The 20542-nt window shown below is 61.5% G+C and carries 20 protein-coding genes; 16 read left to right on the forward strand and 4 right to left on the reverse strand.

From position 1 onward, the window contains the following. Positions 1 to 13: 13 nt before the first annotated feature. On the forward strand, positions 14 to 2398 hold the full coding sequence (locus ACZ500_RS26585; RefSeq protein ID WP_464230454.1) for a DNA translocase FtsK: 2385 nt from the start codon (positions 14 to 16) through the stop codon (positions 2396 to 2398). A 339-nt stretch (positions 2399 to 2737) separates the two neighbouring features. Next, on the forward strand, positions 2738 to 3421 hold the full coding sequence (locus ACZ500_RS26590) for a LolA family protein (RefSeq protein ID WP_464230455.1): 684 nt from the start codon (positions 2738 to 2740) through the stop codon (positions 3419 to 3421). A 39-nt stretch (positions 3422 to 3460) separates the two neighbouring features. On the opposite strand, the gene ACZ500_RS26595 is transcribed toward ACZ500_RS26590, so the two are convergent. From ACZ500_RS26595 to ACZ500_RS26605, 3 genes are all read right to left on the reverse strand, one after another. After that, positions 3461 to 4660: a vWA domain-containing protein gene (locus tag ACZ500_RS26595; RefSeq protein ID WP_464230456.1), complete on the reverse strand. Its 1200-nt coding sequence runs from the start codon at positions 4658 to 4660 to the stop codon at positions 3461 to 3463. Beyond that, a complete protein-coding gene (locus tag ACZ500_RS26600) occupies positions 4635 to 5531 on the reverse strand; it encodes an AAA family ATPase (RefSeq protein WP_464230457.1) in 897 nt (298 codons plus the stop codon). The genes ACZ500_RS26595 and ACZ500_RS26600 overlap by 26 nt, the downstream gene beginning before the upstream one ends. A gap of 140 nt (positions 5532 to 5671) precedes the next feature. Beyond that, positions 5672 to 6103 carry a FeoB-associated Cys-rich membrane protein gene (locus tag ACZ500_RS26605; protein WP_464230458.1) on the reverse strand — a complete coding sequence of 144 codons (432 nt, stop codon included), beginning with the start codon at positions 6101 to 6103 and terminating at the stop codon, positions 5672 to 5674. Between the two features lie 114 nt (positions 6104 to 6217). On the opposite strand from ACZ500_RS26605, the gene ACZ500_RS26610 reads away from it, so the two are divergent. Then, positions 6218 to 7444, forward strand: coding sequence for a D-alanyl-D-alanine carboxypeptidase/D-alanyl-D-alanine-endopeptidase (locus ACZ500_RS26610; protein ID WP_464230459.1), 1227 nt, complete (start codon positions 6218 to 6220; stop codon positions 7442 to 7444). A gap of 184 nt (positions 7445 to 7628) precedes the next feature. Beyond that, positions 7629 to 8075 carry a hypothetical protein gene (locus ACZ500_RS26615; protein WP_464230460.1) on the forward strand — a complete coding sequence of 149 codons (447 nt, stop codon included), beginning with the start codon at positions 7629 to 7631 and terminating at the stop codon, positions 8073 to 8075. A 223-nt stretch (positions 8076 to 8298) separates the two neighbouring features. Here ACZ500_RS26615 and ACZ500_RS26620 read toward each other — a convergent pair whose 3' ends face one another. Beyond that, entirely contained in the window at positions 8299 to 8466 is a 168-nt protein-coding gene (locus tag ACZ500_RS26620) for a hypothetical protein (protein WP_464230461.1), read from the reverse strand. 507 nt (positions 8467 to 8973) lie between these two features. On the opposite strand from ACZ500_RS26620, the gene ACZ500_RS26625 reads away from it, so the two are divergent. The 12 genes from ACZ500_RS26625 to ACZ500_RS26680 all read left to right on the forward strand — a co-directional run bounded on the left by ACZ500_RS26625 (position 8974) and on the right by ACZ500_RS26680 (position 20540). Then, positions 8974 to 10251: an ABC transporter substrate-binding protein gene (locus ACZ500_RS26625; RefSeq protein WP_464230462.1), complete on the forward strand. Its 1278-nt coding sequence runs from the start codon at positions 8974 to 8976 to the stop codon at positions 10249 to 10251. A 97-nt stretch (positions 10252 to 10348) separates the two neighbouring features. Further along, on the forward strand, positions 10349 to 11215 hold the full coding sequence (locus ACZ500_RS26630) for a branched-chain amino acid ABC transporter permease (RefSeq protein WP_464230463.1): 867 nt from the start codon (positions 10349 to 10351) through the stop codon (positions 11213 to 11215). Positions 11216 to 11221: 6 nt separating this feature from the next. After that, positions 11222 to 12232: a branched-chain amino acid ABC transporter permease gene (locus tag ACZ500_RS26635; protein ID WP_464230464.1), complete on the forward strand. Its 1011-nt coding sequence runs from the start codon at positions 11222 to 11224 to the stop codon at positions 12230 to 12232. Then, complete coding sequence (locus ACZ500_RS26640; protein WP_464230465.1) at positions 12229 to 13017, forward strand: ABC transporter ATP-binding protein; 789 nt, start codon at positions 12229 to 12231, stop codon at positions 13015 to 13017. Before ACZ500_RS26635 ends, ACZ500_RS26640 begins: the two co-directional genes overlap by 4 nt. 13 nt (positions 13018 to 13030) lie before the next feature. Continuing rightward, positions 13031 to 13762: an ABC transporter ATP-binding protein gene (locus ACZ500_RS26645; protein WP_464230466.1), complete on the forward strand. Its 732-nt coding sequence runs from the start codon at positions 13031 to 13033 to the stop codon at positions 13760 to 13762. A gap of 54 nt (positions 13763 to 13816) precedes the next feature. Then, entirely contained in the window at positions 13817 to 15478 is a 1662-nt protein-coding gene (locus tag ACZ500_RS26650; protein ID WP_464230467.1) for a class I adenylate-forming enzyme family protein, read from the forward strand. A 35-nt stretch (positions 15479 to 15513) separates the two neighbouring features. Beyond that, a complete protein-coding gene (locus tag ACZ500_RS26655; protein ID WP_464230468.1) occupies positions 15514 to 16035 on the forward strand; it encodes a response regulator in 522 nt (173 codons plus the stop codon). 379 nt (positions 16036 to 16414) lie between these two features. After that, entirely contained in the window at positions 16415 to 16936 is a 522-nt protein-coding gene (locus ACZ500_RS26660) for a response regulator (protein ID WP_464230469.1), read from the forward strand. A 194-nt stretch (positions 16937 to 17130) separates the two neighbouring features. Beyond that, on the forward strand, positions 17131 to 18408 hold the full coding sequence (locus ACZ500_RS26665) for an ABC transporter substrate-binding protein (RefSeq protein WP_464230470.1): 1278 nt from the start codon (positions 17131 to 17133) through the stop codon (positions 18406 to 18408). 18 nt (positions 18409 to 18426) lie between these two features. Beyond that, complete coding sequence (locus tag ACZ500_RS26670; protein WP_464230471.1) at positions 18427 to 18606, forward strand: hypothetical protein; 180 nt, start codon at positions 18427 to 18429, stop codon at positions 18604 to 18606. 39 nt (positions 18607 to 18645) lie between these two features. Next, complete coding sequence (locus tag ACZ500_RS26675) at positions 18646 to 19530, forward strand: branched-chain amino acid ABC transporter permease (RefSeq protein ID WP_464230472.1); 885 nt, start codon at positions 18646 to 18648, stop codon at positions 19528 to 19530. Then, positions 19530 to 20540 carry a branched-chain amino acid ABC transporter permease gene (locus tag ACZ500_RS26680; RefSeq protein WP_464230473.1) on the forward strand — a complete coding sequence of 337 codons (1011 nt, stop codon included), beginning with the start codon at positions 19530 to 19532 and terminating at the stop codon, positions 20538 to 20540. The genes ACZ500_RS26675 and ACZ500_RS26680 overlap by 1 nt, the downstream gene beginning before the upstream one ends. Positions 20541 to 20542: the final 2 nt, after the last annotated feature.

Here is a 20542-nt window from a genome sequence, read left to right on the forward strand (position 1 = left end):
GGATGCGCTTCCGATGCTGCGGAAATCATGGCGTGCACCATCGACTGCACAAGATTGTGGATGCAGCCGAATCAACCGGTTCGACATCAGCCCGAGCGAACGGGCGGCAGGCTTCCGGGAGCCGGTTTTTGCCGGGGAGGGATGCGATCGCCTGTCGACAATCCTGAATACCGAAACGGATCGAGAGGGGAAGCGGAACGTGAAGGCGAAAGAGGCGACAGAGGGCAGACCGGCTGCGCGAACGTATTCCATCAAGAGCGAGATCAAAGGTCTCCTGCTTTCCTGCCTGACGGTTTTCCTCGGGGGGAGCCTGTTGAGCTACCACCCGCAGGATCCCCTTTTCTGGAATGTGACCGTTTTTTCCTGGAAGGCAGGCAATCTCTTCGGTACGGCGGGGGCGCACCTGGCCGGTTTTTGCCTGACCCTGACGGGTTTTGGGGCCTTGTGGCTGGTGCTGCTGCTGGGGGTGTTTTCCATCCTGGCCTTCAAGCGGCGCCCGATGCCGCCTGGGTTGAAAACAGCGTCGGCGATGCTGGCCTTGCTCGTTTCGACTGCCGTTCTGATGCACCTGCATTTTCCTGGGGGGGTCCTGATCCGCGGCGGGACGCTCATGAGCGGGGGGTTGGTCGGCATGATGGCGGCCCGTATGAGCATCCGGCTTTTCAATCCGACCGGCGCCTACATCCTGGGCCTGACGGTGTTTGTCGTCGCGTTCATGATATCGACCCGCTTGTCGCTCGGCTGGCTTTGCGATACCCTCTGGTCCTTCGTCATGCGGGGCGTGCGCAGGGTCTCGGAAGGGATCCTCGAGCGCCGCGAACGGAGGGTCCGCATCCACAAGACGAAAACCGCGCACGAACGGCTCAAGTCCCGGCGGAAGGTCACGATTGTCGAGCCGCCGAGGCGCCCGGAAAAGGCCCCCGAGCAGGAGGTCTTCGCCTTCGTGAAGGAGAGCGGCGGGTTTGCGCTTCCTCCTCTCGACCTCCTGAACGATCCACCGGAGAGGCAGGATGCCCGGGTTCAAAAAGAAAGCCTCGAAATGAACGCGCGCATGCTGGAAAAGAAGCTCGGGGATTTCGGGGTGGAGGGCGAGGTCGTGGAGATCCTGCCCGGGCCCGTGATCACGCTCTATGAGTACAAGCCGGCGCCCGGTGTGAAGATCAGCAAGGTGGCGGGGCTTTCGGACGACCTCGCGCTCGCCCTGCGGGCGGCGAGCATCCGGATTGTCGCTCCGATCCCGGGCAAGGCCGCCATCGGGATCGAGATCCCCAATCATCAGCGCGAACTGGTTTGTCTGAAAGAAATTTTGTGGAGCGAAACATTCAAGCAGACAACGTTCAAGCTCCCCATCGCGCTCGGCAAGGATATCACCGGGGAGCCGGTCATTGCCGATCTCGCCAAAATGCCTCACCTGCTGGTTGCCGGGGCGACCGGCACGGGCAAGAGCGTCTCGATCAACACCATCGTCAACAGCCTGCTTTTCAAGATGCTGCCGGAGACCGTCCGGTTCCTGATGATCGACCCGAAGCGGATCGAACTCTCCGTTTACCAGGACATCCCGCATCTCCTCCACCCCGTCGTGACCCAGCCGAAGGAGGCGACGAAGGCCCTTCGATGGGCGGTGAGGGAGATGGAGCGGCGCTACATGCTGCTCTCCGACCGGGGTGTCCGGAATATCCAGACATACAACGCCAAGGTGCTGAAGGAAGACACCCCTCCGGCGGAGGGTGAAGCGGCCGATGATGGCAGGCCGCGGGTACTGCCTTACATCATCCTGGTCATTGACGAACTGGCCGACCTGATGATGGTTTCGTCCAAGGAGGTCGAAGACGCCATCGCCCGGTTGGCCCAGATGTCCCGCGCGGCCGGGATCCACCTGATCATCGCCACGCAGCGGCCGTCCGTGGATGTCCTGACCGGTGTCATCAAGGCCAACTTTCCGGCCCGGATCTCTTTCCAGGTATCCTGCAAGGTGGACTCGCGGACGATCCTGGACCGCATGGGTGCCGAGACCCTCCTCGGGGATGGCGATATGCTCTTCCTGCCGCCCGGGGTGGGGCGCCTGACCCGCATCCACGGCGCCTATGTATCTGAGGAGGAGGTTCAGCGGGTGACGGAGTTTCTGCGGGGGCAGCGGAAGCCGCAGTACGACGAATCCGTTCTGGCGGAGGTGGCTCAGGACGAGGAGGCGGCCGAAGAGGGAGCCGAACTTGACGAAAAATACGACGAGGCGGTCGCGCTGGTCCTGCAGACCGGCCAGGCTTCCATTTCCATGGTGCAACGGAGGCTCCGGGTCGGGTACAATCGTGCTGCACGCATGATCGAGGCGATGGAGAGGCAGGGGATCGTCGGGCCGTCGGACGGTGTCCGTCCACGCGAGGTCTACGGCAGCCGATAGGGCGGGGGCGGCCGTGGTGTTGAGGCGCCCTTGCCGCTGCACCCGTCCCGACGGGTGAAGAGCGGCCGTGGATCTGTGCGGCGCCGGATGTGGTCGATGGTGTGCCCATCCGGAAGCGTCTATACGGTGCCGAGGGGTTTGCGATCGTGACCGGCGCCTCTGCGCCTGCTCAGTCCCGCCCCTCCGGGGTGGGTGATGGTTTGGTTGAAACCCATAAAAACAAGCGGATGTGCCGAGACGACCTGCAGGTTGCTGTGCGGGAAACCTGCAGATCGACGCCGACGTCCGCCAAGAAGACAGTTTCCCAATGGAAACCGGGCAAGAAGGAGCTTGGCAGAGATGGTAAAACGGTGGTTGGTTGTTTGTCTGATGGTGATGTTGGCGATGCCGGCAGTCTTGGCCCATGCCGGGGACGAGCCGGAGCTGGGAGCCCTTTTCGATGGGATCCGGGAGCGTTATGGATCCCTGGCGGGGTTGACGATGCCCTATACCCGGGAGGTTCTCACGCGGTCGATGAGCATGCTGGGCACCAAGGGCGGCGGCGACTCGGCCGCGGGGAGGATTTTTTTCAAGTCGCCCCATTTCCTGCGTATGGAGCAGGCGAGCCCGCGGGTGGAACTCCTTGTAACGGACGGCGAGACGATCTGGTGGTACGTCCCCGATGAGCGGGTGGTGCATCGCAACTCCGCCGATCGCTTCGGTCAGGAACTGCGGCTTTTGAACGATATCTTCCAGGGGCTTCTGACGGTGGAAGAGCGGTTTGCCGTCTCCTACGGCGGGGCCGCGGAGGATGGGTCCGAGCAGATCGTCCTGCGGCCGGATCCGCCCTGGGAGGAGATCGATCACGTCGTGATCGGCGTCGCCCCGGATCACAGGATCCGGAAGGTGGCTATCCATAACATGCTGGGGAGTGTCACCACGTTCACCCTCGAGGAACCCGAACCCAAGACGTCCTTTCCCGAGGGTTTTTTCCGTTTTGTGCCGCCCGAAGGGGTCCGCACGATCGTGAACGGGGAGCAATAACCCGGGTGGGCGATGCCGGCGCGTTGGCGAAGTGCGATGTCAGTGAACCATGACATGCGAGAGCAGGTGCCCGACCCGGTTCAGGTCCTGGAGGCTCGTTGCCGGCATGAAGTGGTGGATATACGGCAGAGCCGCCTGCATCCCCCGGCAGACAGGCTGGTAACCGGGGTCGCCGGCGAGCGGGTTGAGCCAGATGACGGTGTGGGCCTTTCGGCGAAGGACCTTCATCTCTTTTTCCAGGAGGGTCTTGCCGCCGAGATCCCAGCCGTCGCTCAGGATGAGGAGGACGGTGCGCCGGTTCAGCATCCGCATGCCCTGTGTGGTGTTGAACTGGTGCAGGCTGTACCCGATGCGGGTCCCCCCCGACCATTCGGGCATCTCTTCCGACATGCGCTGGAGTGCTTTTTCGATGTTCAGATGCTTGACGACGAAGGTGATGGATTGCAGCACGGTGGAAAAGACGAACACCTCGGCCTTGGAGCCTATCCCGCGCAGTCCGAGCAGAAAGGGCATGATAAACCGGGCGTACTTGTCCATGGAGCCGCTCACGTCGGCCAGGATCACGAGCCGCTTGAGGCGCTGCTTTTTGCGGCGGAAGAAGAGCTCGACCGGCATGCCTTCGTATTTGAGGCTCCGGCGCATGATCCTCCGGAAGTCCAGCCGGCCGTGTTTGACGGTGGCCTTGGGCCTGCGCGACCGCTCGATCCGGAAGGGCTCCATCAGCCGTTTGAGGGCCAGCCTTGCCACCGGGATGTCTGTCTGGTCGAAGCGCGATAGATCCTTCTTGCCGATCGTGGAGATCGGGCTGTAGGTCCTGCCTTCCATCCACTCCTGGGAGGGCTCCGGTTTCCTCGAATGCACGATCTTCTCGGCCGGCATATCCTGCTCGGGTTGATCCGGGGGCGATGAGCCGTCTTCGCCTTCGTCCTGGGTGGGATGCCCCGGGGTCGTCTCGGGCGGGGGCGGTTCATCGATCTCGATATCCTGCCAGAACCGGTCGAAGAGATCTCCGAACTGGCTCCATTCGATCTGATTGGTGCAGAGATTGGTCCGCAGGGCGGCCGCGAACACGTCCCTGTCCAGGCTCAGACAGCCGATGCTCCGCAGCGCGTCGTGAACGCTGCTCTGGAACATCCGAAAGCCCTGTCCCCGCAGGAAATCGGCGAAGTGGACGACCTTTCCGGCCAGGCCGGAGGGGATTCCGCCCTCCGGATCAGAGGAATGCGGCCGCTTGTTCATGGCTTACCCAGATCTCTTCCCGGAATCGCTTCAGGTCTTCCTGGTACTTGAGGATGCACCCCAGGGTTTCGATGACGACCGCCTCTTCGAGATACTCTTTGTGCAGGGCAAGCAGGGCCTGCGCCCAGTCGAGCGTTTCGGAGATCCCGGGTTTTTTCAGAAGGTCGATCCCCCTGATTTTCTGCATGAAGCGGGTGATCTGCGCGGCGAAACGGGCCTCGATGTCCGGGATTTTGGCCATGATGATGGCGTATTCCTTCTCGAAAGAGGGGTAGTCGATCCAGTGGTATAAGCAGCGCCTCTTGAGTGCGTCGTGGACATCGCGGGTGCGGTTGGATGTGACGATGACCATCGGGCGCTTCCGGGCCTTGATGGTCCCCATCTCGGGGATCGTGATCTGGAAGTCCGAGAGGATTTCCAGCAGGAAGGCCTCGAATTCCTCATCCGACCGATCGATTTCGTCGATGAGGAGGACCGGCGGGTTGTCGTCCGATCGGAGGATGGCCTCCAGCAGGGGGCGTTTGATGAGGAATTTCGGGCTGTAGATGGCTTGCTCGATGTCCTCCGGGTTGCTGTTTCCATCCTGCTGGAGCCGAATGTGCATGAGCTGTTTGGGATAGTCCCACTCGTAAAGAGAGGTGGAGGCGTCCAGCCCTTCGTAACACTGCAGACGGATCAGGTCGGTCTGAAACAGGTGCGACATGACGACGGCGACTTCCGTTTTTCCCACCCCCGGTTCCCCCTCGAGGAAGATGGGTTTTTCCAGGCGGTGAGCGAGATAGAGGACGGTTGCGAGAGCGCGGTCGGCAATGTAATGGGCTTTGCCCAGTTCTTCCACAACCTGGTCGATATTTTCGAATCGGGCGATCAAGATGGGTTCCTCCTGACAGGCGATGCGCTTGAAATGGGCTCTCTCAAAGGCGATGGATAAAGCACAGGCCGCGGCGGGCCGTGCGTTGACCGGGCGAGTGTGCAGATGCAGGAATGGCCTATCAGGGAGGGAAACAAAAGTCAACCCTCTTCGCCGTCCCGATTCGGGCCGCGGTTGCTGAGGGGACACCCCTGCCCGCTGCACCCGCACGAGGCGCAGGGGTCTTTGCGCGAAAAACGCCGGTAAATGTGACGTACCACGTACACGGCGGCCAGGACTACGAGCACCCAAACGACGATGGTTTCCAGCATGGCGGTGATGCCTCCTGTTCCGTTTTTGCCCCTGATGGTTTGTGAACCAGCGGCCGTCCGGAAACGATGATCCGGATTTGCGGATTGGAAACGGGGTTGTACCGGGAAATCATTTGCGGATGAATACAAATGAGTTTCCATCCGGAAATGGTCCTTTTTACCTATCTCGGCGTCAATCTGCACGTTTGCCTCTGAAGCGAGCCGGTGATCGCCGCACAAGCAAACGCGCAGATTGACGCCCGGGTCGACAAGCAAGACCATTTTGGTATTACTTAATACTATGGCTTTCGGACATCTTTTCAAGGCCCGTGGCTGTTTCATTGCTTGACCAAAATGGATAATGGCCACAGAATACGCTCCGGGAGGGTGGTGCGAATGGAAAAGGATCCTGAAAAACGGCTGCGGGCGGCGGCCCTTGGCATCCGTATCCTGATGGGGTGGGTTCTGCTCTGGTGGGTCTTGCCGGTTGCAGCGACGGTCGCCGCCGGGTCGAGGTGCCTGGGTGCGCTCCAGGGCGGGGAGGCGGTGCTCGTGAGCGCACCGTCCAGCCGGGCGGTCCTGGCGCGGAACGAATCCCTGGGCTGTGTGCCGGCCTCGACCTTGAAGATCCTGACGGCCTTCGCGGCCATCCACGAAATGGGGCTGGATCACCGGTTCCCCACCGACATTTTTCTCGACCCGTCCAGAAACCTGATCGTCAAGGGCTGGGGGGATCCGCTTCTGACCTCCGAGTCCTTAGCGGACCTCGCACACCGGTTGTCCGGCAGGGTATCCAGCTTCAACGATCTCGTGATGGACGATACCTATTTCGACCAGGACATCCGCATCTGCGGTCGAGGCGCGTCCACGAACCCGTATGATGCGCCCGTCGGGGCGCTGTGCGCCAACTTCAACACGGTCTGCGTCACGCGGGACGGCCGGGGCCGGCTGGTTTCGGCCGAACCGGAGACGCCCCTCATCCCTTTTGCCTACGAAAAGGTCCGCGCGCTCGGTGTTCGTGAGGGGCGTGTGACCTTCACCCATGAGAGGGCCGAGGCGACGTATTACGCCGGGCATCTGCTCCGGCACTTTCTCGAGAAGGAGGGGTGCCGTATGCTGGGGGAGGTTCGCAGGGGGGCTGTCCCGGCCGATGCCGAGCGGGTTCTGCGCTTCGAATCGGCTTTCACCCTCGAGACGGTTCTCGAGCGCATGCTCGAATTCTCCAACAATTTCGTCGCGAACCAGGTCTTCATCGCCATGGGGGCGCGGCGGTACGGGGCGCCCGGCACGGTGTCGAAAGGGGTGCGGGTCATGGAGGATATCGCCTCGAACGTGCTCGATCTGGACGGCATCCGGATTGCCGAAGGCTCGGGGCTTTCAAGGGAAAATAGGCTGAGCCCGCTTCAGATGATCCGCATCCTCGAGGCTTTCAGCCCCTATCGGGAGCTGCTGCGGAAGAAGCCCGGCATGCTATTCAAGACCGGGACCCTGACCGGCGTCAAGAATCTTGCGGGGTATCTGGAAGGGCAGAGTGGAATTTCGTACGCGTTCGCGGTCTTTCTGGGCCCGAGCGGTGCGCAGCTCGATGGGCTTATGGACTGCATCCGCCTGGGGTTGCCGTAGGGTGGCCGGGCCGTTTCCAATCCGGAAACGGGAATGTTTCTTTATCGGCTTCGCCGGTCGACCCCACCCCCTCGGGGCGTGTCCCGGTTTCATCAATTATCGAGTAAGCGCGCAGATGGACGCCGAGGTGGACAAGAAGGTCCATTTCCGGACGGAAACACTAAAGACAGGAGTGGATTGTACCATGCGACATTCGCTTTCATCCTTGATCGGGGCGATTATGCTGGTGGTGGCTGTTTCCCTGTGCGCCTTCGCGCAGTCGGAATCGGAGTTGCAGACGGGTGTGGTCTGCGTGCAGGGAAAGGTCTTTTATCGTTCTCCCGTCGATGCCGGTCTGGTCCCCTATCCTGAGGTCACGGTTTCGGCCTGGCGGCACGGCACGGAGGAAGGGCTCGGCGAGACGAAAACAGGCGCCGACGGGGCCTACCGTATCGATTTGCCGGTGCAGCAGGACGGACGGGTGGACCTGCGTGTCTGGGGTGCCCAGCGCATCGGCGGCACGGGGTTTTACTGCAGGGGGGCGGCCGAAGATGTTTCTTTCGGAGGAGTGCCGCCAAAGAGCGAAAGCGGCTGCATCGAAGTGGATATCGTCACTGAGTGCGACGACAGGGTGCCCCACCGCTTCCGGTGAACGTGCCGGCTGGGGAAGATATCCTGCCGGTCCGTTTCCAGATGCGGGGGATGCGTTCCGCGGCTGAAGGACTCCGGCGCGCTGTGCTCTTTCGGTTCTTGAAGTCTTCTCTTATCGAAAATTTACTTTGCTTCAACAAGGCCTCGAATCTGAGGATGGAAGCGTTTTCATCACCTGTTTTTTCGGGCGTGGTGCGTGGGCCGATGCCGGCGGGACTTGTTTTTTAATGGATACCCAGCGGAAATTGTTGGCAATCATGGTCGAGTTTTTTATGCGGAGATGAGGGCTCTTTGCTAATATCAAGGAAATCAAACGGTTGCGCGTGGGCGACTTGCATGTCACCGCGGAAGCAGACATGCAGATTGCTGCCGAGATCGGCCGATAAGCCCATTTCCGGACGGAAACTCATTGACAGATGTGTAAAACGGTATTTATAGTGTGCCCTGTGCTCCTGGCACAATCATCTAGGTCGTCTCCTTCAATCTGACTATTCTAATCTGCGCCCGTCCAAGGGCGATTGGTATATATCCGAGTGTTTCCACCGGGGAAGACGCACTTTCCTGCGGAGTTGGACAAGGCCCCAATCTGAGTGGATGCGTGTCGTGTGCGAGTCAGCGCGCAGCAGCGCTGGCAGATTGAGGCCAACGTGGGTGTGAAACAGGGTCGTTCTCCTGTGAGAGCGCGGTGGATTCCCCTTCATTCAAGAACAGTACGCTCGGTCAGCTGCGTCGATTGATTCCATACTTGATCTGAAACATTGACATCCTTCAACATTCTGAAACCGAACAACTCGCTCAAGGTTATATGCTGGTCCCGTCGAGAACCGGTGCAAGGTCAGGTCCCGTTTTGTAGCATGGTCTTTTGCTCACCTGGTAACTTCAAACGATGGAGGCACGGTATGAAGAAGAGTGGTTGGGGTGTTTGGATCGTCCTGGTAGCGGCCTTTTTGATGCTGGCCCCAAGTGGACGTGTGGTGGCTGCAGAACCTATCATCATCGGTTGTCCTCTGCCGACCGCCTTCCTGTACGGCTGGGATGCGGAGCGCGGCGTGCGCCTGGCGGTCGATGAGATCAACGCCCAGGGCGGTGTCGACGTAGGCGGCGAAAAGCGGATGTTGAAGGTGGAGCTGATCGACACACGGGATCTCGAGCCCGGCGTGCCGGTGAGCGAGGCCCTCCTCGCCGTCGAAAAACTGATCCTCGAGAAGAAGGCCGACTTCATCGTCGGCGGTCCTGTCCGCTCCGAAGCGGCTCTGGCGGCCATGCCGCTCCTTTCCAAGCATCGGAAGGTCTCGATCGTCACCAGCGGCGTCCTCAGCCCCAAGTACCACGCCATGGTGGCGCAGGATTACGACAAGTACAAGTACTGCTTCCGGATCCACGGCGAGGCGAAGCAGCTCGTGACCGAGATCATGGACTGCCTCGAGCACATCAAGGCGACCTTCGGCCTGAACAATCTCTTCATCATGGTGCAGGACGTGGCCCACGCGCGGGCGGCGGGCAAGATCCTCGGCGACATCGCCCTGAAGAAGGGGTGGACGGTCTCCGGCACGGAGATCTTCCCAACCGGCACCGGGGATTTCTCCATGGGGCTCATCAAGGCCCAGAAGACCGGGGCGCAGGTCCTGAGCCTGTGGATGGACATGCCCGAGAGCTCCATCCTCCTCAAACAGTGGTACGACATGCAGCTTCCGGCCCTGCCGTTCGGGTCGACCCTGGCGGCTGCCGAACAGCCCGGGTTCTGGAAGGCCACCGAAGGGAAGGGGGCCTACTGCCTCGCCAACGTGGTCAATGCCGGCAACGCCCCGAGCAACGCCACCCCCTGGACCATGAAATTCTATGACGCCTATACCCAGAAGTGGGGGATCGAACCCGAAGGGCTCGGCTCTTCCAGCAGCTACATGGCGATCTACACCCTGAAGGATGCGGTCGAACGGGCAGGAACGCTCGAGAGCGGCGCTGTCATCACGGCGCTCGAACAAACCGATCTGATGGGTGTTTACGGCCGCCTGCGCTTCGACCCGAAGAGCCATCAGGTGATCCCGTCTTACGACCCGCAGGAAGGCGCGGTCGGGAGCATCTTTCAGTGGCAGGACGGCAAGCGCGTGGTGGTCTTCCCCGAATCGATCGCCATGGGCAAGATCATCCTGCCGCCGTGGATGAAGATGAAGCAGTAGCGGTTCCGTCGACGGCTTTTCATGCCGGGTCGCCCGCCGGAACACGCGCCGGCTGGCCGGCCCGGCCCGAACCAATGGAGGGCATTCGGGCGGCGTCATGGATATCTTCATATACGGTATTTTCAACAGCATTTCTCTGGCCCTGATGGCACTCGGCTTCGCCCTGGTCTACGGTATCAGCCGGGTCCCCAATTTCGCCCACGGCGCCCTGTACGTCGTGACGGGCTTTCTTACCTGGGGTTTTCTGCGAACGCTCCACCTGAACTACTTCCTCAGCATCCTTCTGGCGATGCTCATTACGGGCATCGCCGGGGCCCTGATCTATCAGTTGATCCTGGTGCGCGTCAGGGGGATGGCCATATCGGAGATTATCGCCTCTTATGCTATGGGGCTCGCGATCATCGAGGGCTTCCGCTGGTGGGGGTTCAAGGGGATGACCTATACGCTTCCGGTCTTCGTGGAGGGCAGCATCACGATCGGTGATATTCCGATCGACTGGCAGAGGATCCTGGTGATGGCGGTCGGGGCGGCAGTGGTCGGGTTTCTGTGGCTTTTCACCCACTACACGAAGATCGGTCTGGCCCTTCGGGGGATGGCTCAGGACGAGCGGGCGTCCCTCATGCTCGGGATCGATTCGGACCGGATGGCGGTCGTGGCAATGAGTTTTGGCGCTATGCTGGCCGGGCTCGCGGCCATCATGCTGCTGCCCCTCGGCAACATCGTGGTCGAGAAGGGATACGACGTGCTGATCCTGGCCATCGCGGTCTGCATCGTCGGGGGTCTGGGAAGCTGGATGGGGGCGGTCGTGGCCTCTTTTCTGATCGGCTTCGCCCAGATCTTTACGGTGGTTTACCTGGGGGCCCATTTCCAGATGGTGGTTGCGCTCCTGGCCATCATCGTCACGCTGGTTCTGCGCCCTTCGGGTCTTTTCGGACGTCAGAAGGAACTGGAGGAAAGGGTTTAAACACTCATGACCGAACAGCGTCGCAAAGAACGGCTGGACCGGGGGATCAAGGTCCGCACCGACGGGCTCTACGCCCTCATGTCCTGGCGCGAGTTGTCCTATCTGACCCTGCCCCGGCTGGTCCTGATCGTGGGCATCATCATCCTGCCGCTCGTCTTGCCGAGCCTCTACTGGCAGCGGGTGGTCTCCATCGTCTGCATTTACGCGCTTCTGGCGCTGAGCTTCGACTTCCTGGCCCACTACGTCGGCCTGGTGTCGCTCGGCGGCGCCTTTTTCATCGGGGTCGGCGGCTACATCGCCGCCATTCTGAACACCTCCTTCGGGTTGCATCCCCTTCTGACCGTCCCGATCGCCACGGTGTGCGGGGCGGTCATCTGCACGGTGTTACTCCTGCCGTGTCTGCCGCTGCGCGGGGTCTATTTCGCGATCGTGACCCTCATGTATCCGCTGCTGCTGGCACGGGTCATCGAGGCCCTCGACATCCTGGGCGGGACCGACGGCATCATGGGGATCGAGAGCTTCCCGAACCAGTGGGTCGAGGAGTATCTGGTCATCCTGCTGGTGCTCCTTTTCCTGTTCGGGATCCGGCGTCTGGTCAATCTCGACATCGGGCTGGTCTTCCGCGCGGTGAAGGACAACGATCAGGCGGTGCGTGCTTCGGGCATGAACGTGACGTATTACAGGGCCATGGGGGTGTTCATCGCCTCGGCCCTCGGCTGCCTCGGCGGTGCGTGCCTCGTGCACATCTACATGTGGTCCGGGATTTCGCTCTTCGCGCTCGATTTTTCCATTCTGCCCATCGCCGCGACGGTGATCGGCGGTGGCGGAACGCTGGTGGGGCCGGTCCTCGGGTGCTTCATCCTGGTGCCCGTCTCCGAGCTTCTGAGGGCATTCGGGACCTTGCGCATCGTCTTTTATGCCCTCATCCTCATGGCCTTCGTGGTGTTTCGCAGTGAGGGGCTCATGGTCTACGGGACCCGGAAATACCAGCAGTTCGAAAGGTGGGTGAAGGTATGAGCGCAGAACCGATCCTCGAGATCCGGGAGGTCACCAAGACCTTTGGCGGGATCCTGGCCCTGAACCGTCTGAGTTTCAATGTTTACCAGGGGGACGTCCTGGGGATCATCGGACCGAACGGATCCGGCAAGACGACGATCGTGAACTGCATCACGGGCTTCGTCAAGCCGAGCTCGGGCAGGATCTTCTTCCGCGGGAAGGAGATCAGCGGCAAGCCCCCGCACAAGATCGCCGATATGGGGGTGGCGCGCACCTTCCAGATCATGCGGCCCTATTACAGCCTGCCCGCTTACAAGAACCTGGTGATCCCCCTCTTTTCGCCGCGTGCAAAGCGGACCGGCGGCTGGCGGGGCGGCGGGAAGCTCGGCGACCGTAATACGGTCAGCATCGACATCCTGGAGGAGATCGGCTTCGAGCGCGATTCCTACGTGCCGTACAAGATGGCCTCGAGTCTTCCGACGGGCTATCTGAAGCGGTTGGAGCTGGCCCGTTGCCTGGCGCTCAAGCCCGATGTGATCCTCTGCGACGAGGTGTTCTCCGGCCTCAGCATGAGCGAGATCGCCAGCATGGTGCCTCTGATCGAGCGGCTGCAGATGGAGGGGATCACCCTCGTGATGATCGAGCACCGCCTGCGGGAGTTGTTCCGGGTGGCCAATCGGGTGGTCGTCATGAATTTCGGTGAGAAGCTGACCGAAGGGACGTCCGATGAGGTCATGGCGGATCCGCGGGTGAAGGAGGCCTACTTCGGGTCCGAGGAGATTTCGGAGGTGATGACCTATGCTTGAGGCGTCCGGCTTGATGGTCTTTTACGAGAACATGCTCGCGCTGAACAATGTCAGCATCGCGTGTGACGAGAAGCGGATCGTCGGGGTCTTCGGGGCCAACAGCGCCGGGAAGTCCACCCTCATGTACACCCTTTCGGGCATTATGGAGGACATCCGGAAAAAAGAACTGATGGCCGGCGGCGAGCGGATCACGGTGCTCGGCAGCGTCACCTACCTCGGCGAGGACATCTCCGGCTTGAAGCCGAGCATGAGGGCCCGCAGGGGGCTTATCCTCTGCCCCGAGAGGCGCCGCATCTTCAGCGAGAGCACGGTCCTCGAAAACCTGCGCATCGGCGGGTATCTGGCGAAGCCGGCCGAGGCCCGGGAGACCGAGGAATACTGCTTCAAACTGTTCCCGCCTCTGGTCAAGCTGCGCAAACGCATTGGCGGGTTCCTCAGCGGCGGGGAGCAGCAGATGCTGGCGATCGGGCGGGCGCTCATGGCGCAGCCGAAGCTCCTGCTCCTCGACGAGCCGCTGATGGGCCTGAGCCCCCTGATGCAGGCGATCCTCGTCAAGGCCACGCGGGTCATCCGCGACGAGCGTCAGGTATCGATCATCGTCACGGAGCAGTATGCACGGCCGGTGATCCCCATCGTCGACTATGCCTTCATCCTCGAGAACGGGGCGGCCGTGCTGGAAGGGGAGCGCCAGGAACTGCTCGACAACCCGGATGTGCGCTCCGCCTACTTCGGGGTCGAATCGTAGACCTAAGATGACGAAAAACCTATTCTCAGCCTTTTTTCGGGAGTTTTGGGGATTATGAAAATCAGTCCGGAGGAGCTGGCGCGGGAGGTGACCTTCACCCGGTTCGACCGCATGTGCGAGCGCTACGGCGACCGGCCGGCGGTGCTCTATCTCGGGGAGGTCTTCTCTTTTTCGCGGCTGCGTAATCTGAGTGAGCGTTTTGCCGGGGCACTGGAGGAGATGGGGGTCCGCAAGGGCGACCGGGTGATGATCTACATCAGCAACTGCGTGCAGTGGGTCATCGCCTACCTCGGGATTCAGAAGCTCGGGGCGGTCCTGGTGCCGGTCTCGCCGATCTACACCTCTTTCGAGATCGAGTACATGATCAAGGACGCCGAGGTCGAAACGGTGATCTGCCTCGATACGAACTTTTGCTATGTGCAGGAGGTCCTCGAAAAGACCGGCCTCAAGCGGGTGATCGTCACGAATCTGGTCGATCTTCTGCCGCCCTGGAAACGGGGCCTCGGCGTCCTGTTCGACAAGATCCCTCACGGAAAGTGGGAAAAGAGCGCCAAGGTTCATTCCTTCCGGTCCCTGCTCAAGCACGCGCCGCTCCAAAAGCCCCCCGAGATCGACCCCTGGAAGGATCTCTCCTACATCCTGTACACGGGTGGCACGACCGGTTTTCCGAAAGGGGTTCCGGGCAACCACATCGGCATGACCTCCTATGTGAACGACGTGACCGAGGACGTGGCGGCGGGCCACCTCAAGGAAGGCGAGGACTACTATATCGCCGTCAATCCGCTTTTCCACATCATGGCGCTTGGGCTCTTCATGGCGCTTGGCCTCAACAAAGGGAACTGCACGGCGCTCATGCCCATGCCGCAGGTCGATGCGATCCTCGAGACGATCGAGCGGCACCGGATCCGGTGGATGCTGGGGGTGCCGGCCCTCTACCGGATGATCCTGGAAAACGACCGCCTCGAACGCTATGACATCAGTTCGCTGGTCTACTGCTACTGCGGCGGCGACGTCCTGCCGCGGGAGGTCTTCAACCGCTGGAAGGAGCGTTTCGGCGTGCCCGTCTACCAGGTCTACGGGTCGACCGAGGCGGGGCACGTGACCTACAGCCGCATCGACGGCAACCCGAAGCCGACTACCATCGGCCTGCCGCTGGCAAGCCGTGAATGCCTGGTGGCGGACCCCGAGACCCTCGAGCCGGTCCCGACGGGCGAGACGGGGGAACTCCTGGTGACCTCCCCTTACACGATCAAGGAGTACTGGAAAAAGCCCGACGAGACCAGAAATTCCTACGTCAAGATCGGCGACAAGATCTTCTACCGCATGGGGGACTTCGTCAAGCAGGACGAGGATGGCCAATTGCTGTATGTGGAGCGCTCCGCGGATATCATCAAGCACAAGGCCTTCCGGGTCTCGGCCTCCGAGGTGGAGGCCGTGCTGCAAAACCATCCGACCGTGATCGGGGCCTGCGTCGTGGGTGTACCCGACCCGAAGGTCGGGGAGCGGATCAAGGCGATCGTGGTGCTGAAGGAGGACGCGCGCGGGGTGAGCGGGGCCGACCTCCTGAATTTCTGCCGGGAGCGGCTGGCCTCCTACAAGGTGCCGAGCTACATCGAGTTCCGCGACATGCTGCCGAAATCCAAGGTCGGCAAGCTTTTGAGGCGCGAGATCCGCGACGAGGAGCGCCGGCGGCTCACCAAGGAAAAGAAGATGTGACGGGATGCGTCCCGAGAGAGAAGGAGGACCCTGCGATGCGGGAGAGTGTTCTGAACGACAAGCGAATCCTCGCGGTCGATGATGAGCCGGACGTGCTCGAGGCCCTGGAAGAGCAGCTCGAAGAATTCGAGGGGCTCGTCTTCGACAAGGCCACCGACTACAAGACCGCCTACGAACTGCTCCGATCCTGGAGCTATGATCTGGTGATCCTGGACATCATGGGGGTGCGGGGCTTCGATCTCCTGAATGCGGCCGTGCATCTCGGATTCCCGGCGGTCATGCTGACCGCCCACGCGTTTTCGGTCGAGGCGCTCGAGAAGTCCGTCGAACTCGGCGCCCGGGCCTACCTCCCCAAGGAGAAGCTGGGCGAGATCGTCCCGTTCCTGGAGGACGTGCTCACCCTCAGCCACCAGGCCGGATGGAAGCGCGTCTTCGACCGGTTGGGCGGGCTTTTCAGCTCGAAGTTCGGCAAGGAGTGGCAGAAGAACCGGGAGGCGTTCTGGAAGGAGGTGCAGGAGGGGAACTACGAGCCTGCCCCCGTCATTCTGAAAAAATAAGCGCATTTCGCACGGCCGAGGCGCCGTCCATGGCGCCTGGTTCGACCGCACGCGGGCGGCGGTGCAACCGCACCGGATCTTTGTTTCATCGTTTTATCCCGGCGGGCGCGATTGCCGGCCTTCAGGCATGGCATGTTCTCCCCGCTCCCGGCAAACGATCTTTTCTCTCCATCCATAAAGTCTTTCGACAGGGCGGATCTCCAGCCCCAAAATGGGCTCGACCTGAACTCATAGAGGTGAGCCGGCGCGTGCCTTTCTTTACCGGCTGCGGGTTCGAGCCCCGTCCCGAGGAGTTCGCGGCGGGGCGTGTAACTGCTGACACATCCGGTTCCGATGAGGCTGCCCGCGCCGCTGCGGCGCGGGGAAGGAGCATCTTCCGATGCTTGAAAGCATTCTGAACAACAAGCATATCCTGATGGTGGATGACGAACCCGACGTGCTCGACGCCCTCGAGGAGCAGTTGGAGGGTTTCGAGGGGCTCCTGATCGACAAGGCCCAGGACTATGATACGGCCCAGCAGTTGCTGCACTCGTGGACCTATGATCTGGTGATTCTGGACATCATGGGAGTGCGCGGCTTCGATCTGCTGGATACCGCTGCCCACATGGAGTTTCCGACCGTCATGCTGACCGCCCAGGCCTTCAACCGGGAGGCCCTGCAGAAGTCCATCGAGCTTGGTGCCCGGGCCTATCTCCCGAAGGAGAAGCTGGGCGAAATCGTCCCCTTCCTGGAAGACGTCCTGACCCTGAGTCACCAGGCCGGATGGAAGCGGCTTTTCGAACGGCTGGGAGGCGTTTTTACGACCTCTTTCGGAAAGGGCTGGGAAAAGGATCGGAGGCGGTTCTGGGAAGAGGTTCAGCAGGGCCGTTACGAGCCCGCCCCCACCATTCTCAAAAGGTAAGCGGCGGTGGGCTGTCTTCCCGGATGGTGAAGCCGGCCGCGGCCGAGCAGCATTCCGGATGGGCGCTGCCCGGGGTGAACCCGTCGAGCAGGTGTTCGATCTGTGACCCTGGGGCCGATCGAAGACGATGGACCCTGATTTTTCGTTGGACTGTCAACCCTTTTTCCGTAGTCTCATCAGAAAAGGAGGCAGGTATGAAGGTAGCGAGCTGTCTGGGGAAGGTCTTTTTGCTGCTGGTGTGGGCCGCCCTGTGGTCGAACCCGGCCGGTCCGGATCCGGCCGCCGCCGCGGATCCCATCATCGTGGGCGCGCCGATCCCGAGGGCGAGCGGCTACGGTCAGAACGGCGAGCGGGGGATGGTCCTGGCGACCGAGGAGATCAATGCCGCCGGGGGTGTCAACGTGGGCGGCGAGAAACGCCCCATCAAACTCGAGATTATCGACAGCCGGGATGAAGAGCCTGGCGTGCCCGCCCGGGATGTGCTCCTGGCGATCGAGAAGTTGATCCTGGACACGAAGGCCCACTTCATTGCCGGGGGGCCCTGCATGTCGGAGTGCTCGATCGCCGCCATGGACCTCTACTCCCGCTATGGGATCGTGGATATCGTGGGTATCGGGTCGTACACCCCCACCTGGGACCAGAAGGTCGCCGAGAACCGGGAAAAATACAAACACTCCTTCCGGGCGAGCGGCAGCGTGAAATGGTACGTCAAGGAGGCCCTGGACCTTCTGACGAGCCTCAAGGAAAATCACGGGTTCAACAAACTCTTCATCTCGATCGACGACAGCCTCATGTGCCGCAAGGCCGCGCAGATCGTCGAAGAGAAGACCAAGGCCATGGGCTGGGAGATCACCGGCTTCGATAAACACCCCATCGGCACCACGGATTACACGGTGCCGATGACCGAGTGCAAGAAATCGGGCGCCCAGGTCCTTTTTGTCTGGGCGTATGCCCCCGAGACCTCCATCATGATCCGGCAATGGGCGGACCTCGAAGTGCCGGCGCTGCCGCTCGGATTCATCGGGGCGGCTGAAGACCCAGGTTTCTGGGAGGCCACGGGCGGCAAGACCGCTTATGTCGTGGTGAATCTCTCGGAGGCCGGCGCGACGCCCTCCGACGTGACCCCGAAATCCCGTGCCTATTACGAGGCCTACAAGAAGCGTTGGGACGTACCGCCGCGCAGCACCGGGTCCGTGAGCGGGTACGAGACCATGTACATCCTGGCCGATGCCATCGAGCGGGCCGGGACCCTGGACAAGGAGGCGGTCATTGCGGCCCTCCAGAAAACCAACCTTCAGTTGGTGCGGGGGACGGTCCGCTTCGATGAAAACCATCAGATCGTCTACGGATACGACCCTCAGACGAGCGTGCTCGGGAACTGGATTCAGTGGCAGGACGGCCAGAGGGTGACCATCTTCCCAGAGGCCGCTGCTACAGGCGAACTGAAGCTGCCGCCCTGGATGAAGAAGTAGCCTGGTTTCCATCCGGAAATGGTCTTTTTGGCCCATCTCGGCGTCAATCTGCCCGTTTGCTTGTGCGGCGACCTGCAGGTCGCCTCCGCGCAAACGCTTGATTTCCTTGATATTGGCCAAAAATCCTCATTTCCGGATCGGAAACGGGGTTCTACCGGGAAATCATTTCCGGATTGGAAACTGGATCGTGCCGGATAAGGCATTTCCGGACCGACAACCCAAAGCCGAGGTGCGGGCATGGAGATCCTGATCTACGGGGCGGTGAACAGCATGGTCTTCATGCTGCTGGCCGCCGGCTTTGCGCTCGTTTACGGTGTGAGCCGCATCCCGAACTTTGCGCACGGCGCGGTCTATGTGCTGGCAGGATTTCTGACCTGGAGCTTTCTGAACGATTTGAAGCTGCCGTACGCCCTGGCGATCCTGCTTTCGCTTGTCGTATCCGCCTTGCTGGGGCTGCTCATCTACCGCTTCGTGCTCATCCGTCTGCGTGGGATGCCTACCTCGGAGATCATCGCCTCCTTCGCTGTCAGCCTGGTGATCCTGGAGGGACTGCGGCTGCAGGGCATCGCCGGATTCAAGGGGTTCATCGGCCCGTTTTACTCTCTTCCGCCGTTTTTTGACGCCAAGATCAACATTGCCGGGGTCTTCGTGGACTTCCAGCGCCTCTTCATCCTGGGGATCGGGAGTCTGATCCTCCTGGCCATTTATCTGTTTACCCACTACAGCAAGACGGGGTTGAAGCTGAGGGCGATCGCGCAGGACGAACAGGCGGCCATGATGCTGGGGATCCACCCCGACCGGACCGCCATGCTGTCTCTGGCCCTCGGCTCCGCCCTGGCGGGCATGGCGGCGGTGCTGGTCCTTCCTCTGGGCAACCTGGCGGTGGAGCAAGGCTACCATGTTTTGATCCGGGCGCTCGCCGTCTGCATCGTGGGGGGGCTCGGGAGCTGGGCCGGGACGATCCTGGCCTCCCTCGTGCTCGGCTACACGGTGATCATCAGCAGCACGCTCCTGGGGACCGTCTGGGAATCCATGGTGCTGGTCGGGACGATCATTCTCATTCTTCTGCTCAAGCCCTCCGGGCTCCTCGGCAAGCAGAAGGAGCTGGAGGAAAGGGTCTGATGGAGATGCCTCAAAGACGCAAGAAGCGCATCGACCGCAGCATTACGGTCAGGAGCCGCGGGCTCTATGCCCTGAACTCCTGGCGGGAGATGACCTTCCTGCTCCTGCCGCGGGTCGCTCTGGTCGCCGTGCTCTGCGCGCTCCCGCTGATGCTCGACATGTATTGGCAGCGTGTGTTCTGCGCCGCCGCCACATATGCCATGCTGGCCCTCGCCTTCGATTTCCTGGCCCAGTACGCAGGGCTCGTCTGCCTCGGCCTGTCCATGTTCATCGGGATCGGGGGCTACATCTCCGGGGGTCTCAACCACTACTGGGGGTGGCCCATCTGGATCACCATCCCCCTGGCTTCGGTCGCCGGCGCCGCCCTCGGCACCCTGGCGCTGGTCCTCTGCCTGCGCCTGCGCGGCGTCTATTTCGCGATCATCAGCTTCATGCTGCCGCTTTTCCTGGTCTCCTTCATCATCGCGACCAGCATCCTCGGCAGCACCGAGGGGATCAGCAGCCTCGACTACCTGCCCAACATCTGGGTGGAACAATATCTGCTGGTTGGGGCCTTGCTGATCGCGCTCTTCGGCCTTCGGCGGATGATGACGGAGGATTTCGGGGTCATCCTGCAGGCGATCAAGGACAACGATCAGGCGGTGAAGGCCTCCGGCATCGACATCACCGCTTACAAGATCAAGGCGCTTTTCATGGCCGCCCTCATCGGCTCCTTCTGCGGGGCGTACCTGTGCCACCTCTACGGCTGGCTGGGGCTGTCCATGTTCGCCATGGACTTTTCCATCCTGCCCATCGCGGCCACGGTCATGGGCGGGATGGGCACGCTCGCCGGGCCGGTGATCGGCGCCTTCGTCCTGACGCCGCTTTCCGAAGCCCTGCGCGGCTTCGGGCAGCTGCGGGTGGTCCTTTACAGCCTCATCCTCCTCGCCTTCATCCTCTACAAGCCCGAGGGGATCCTGAACTACCTCGAACGGAAGTACTTTCAGTTCGAGCGCTGGGAGAAGGTATAGCC

The sequence above is a fragment of the Desulfatiglans parachlorophenolica genome (genome assembly GCF_055394735.1).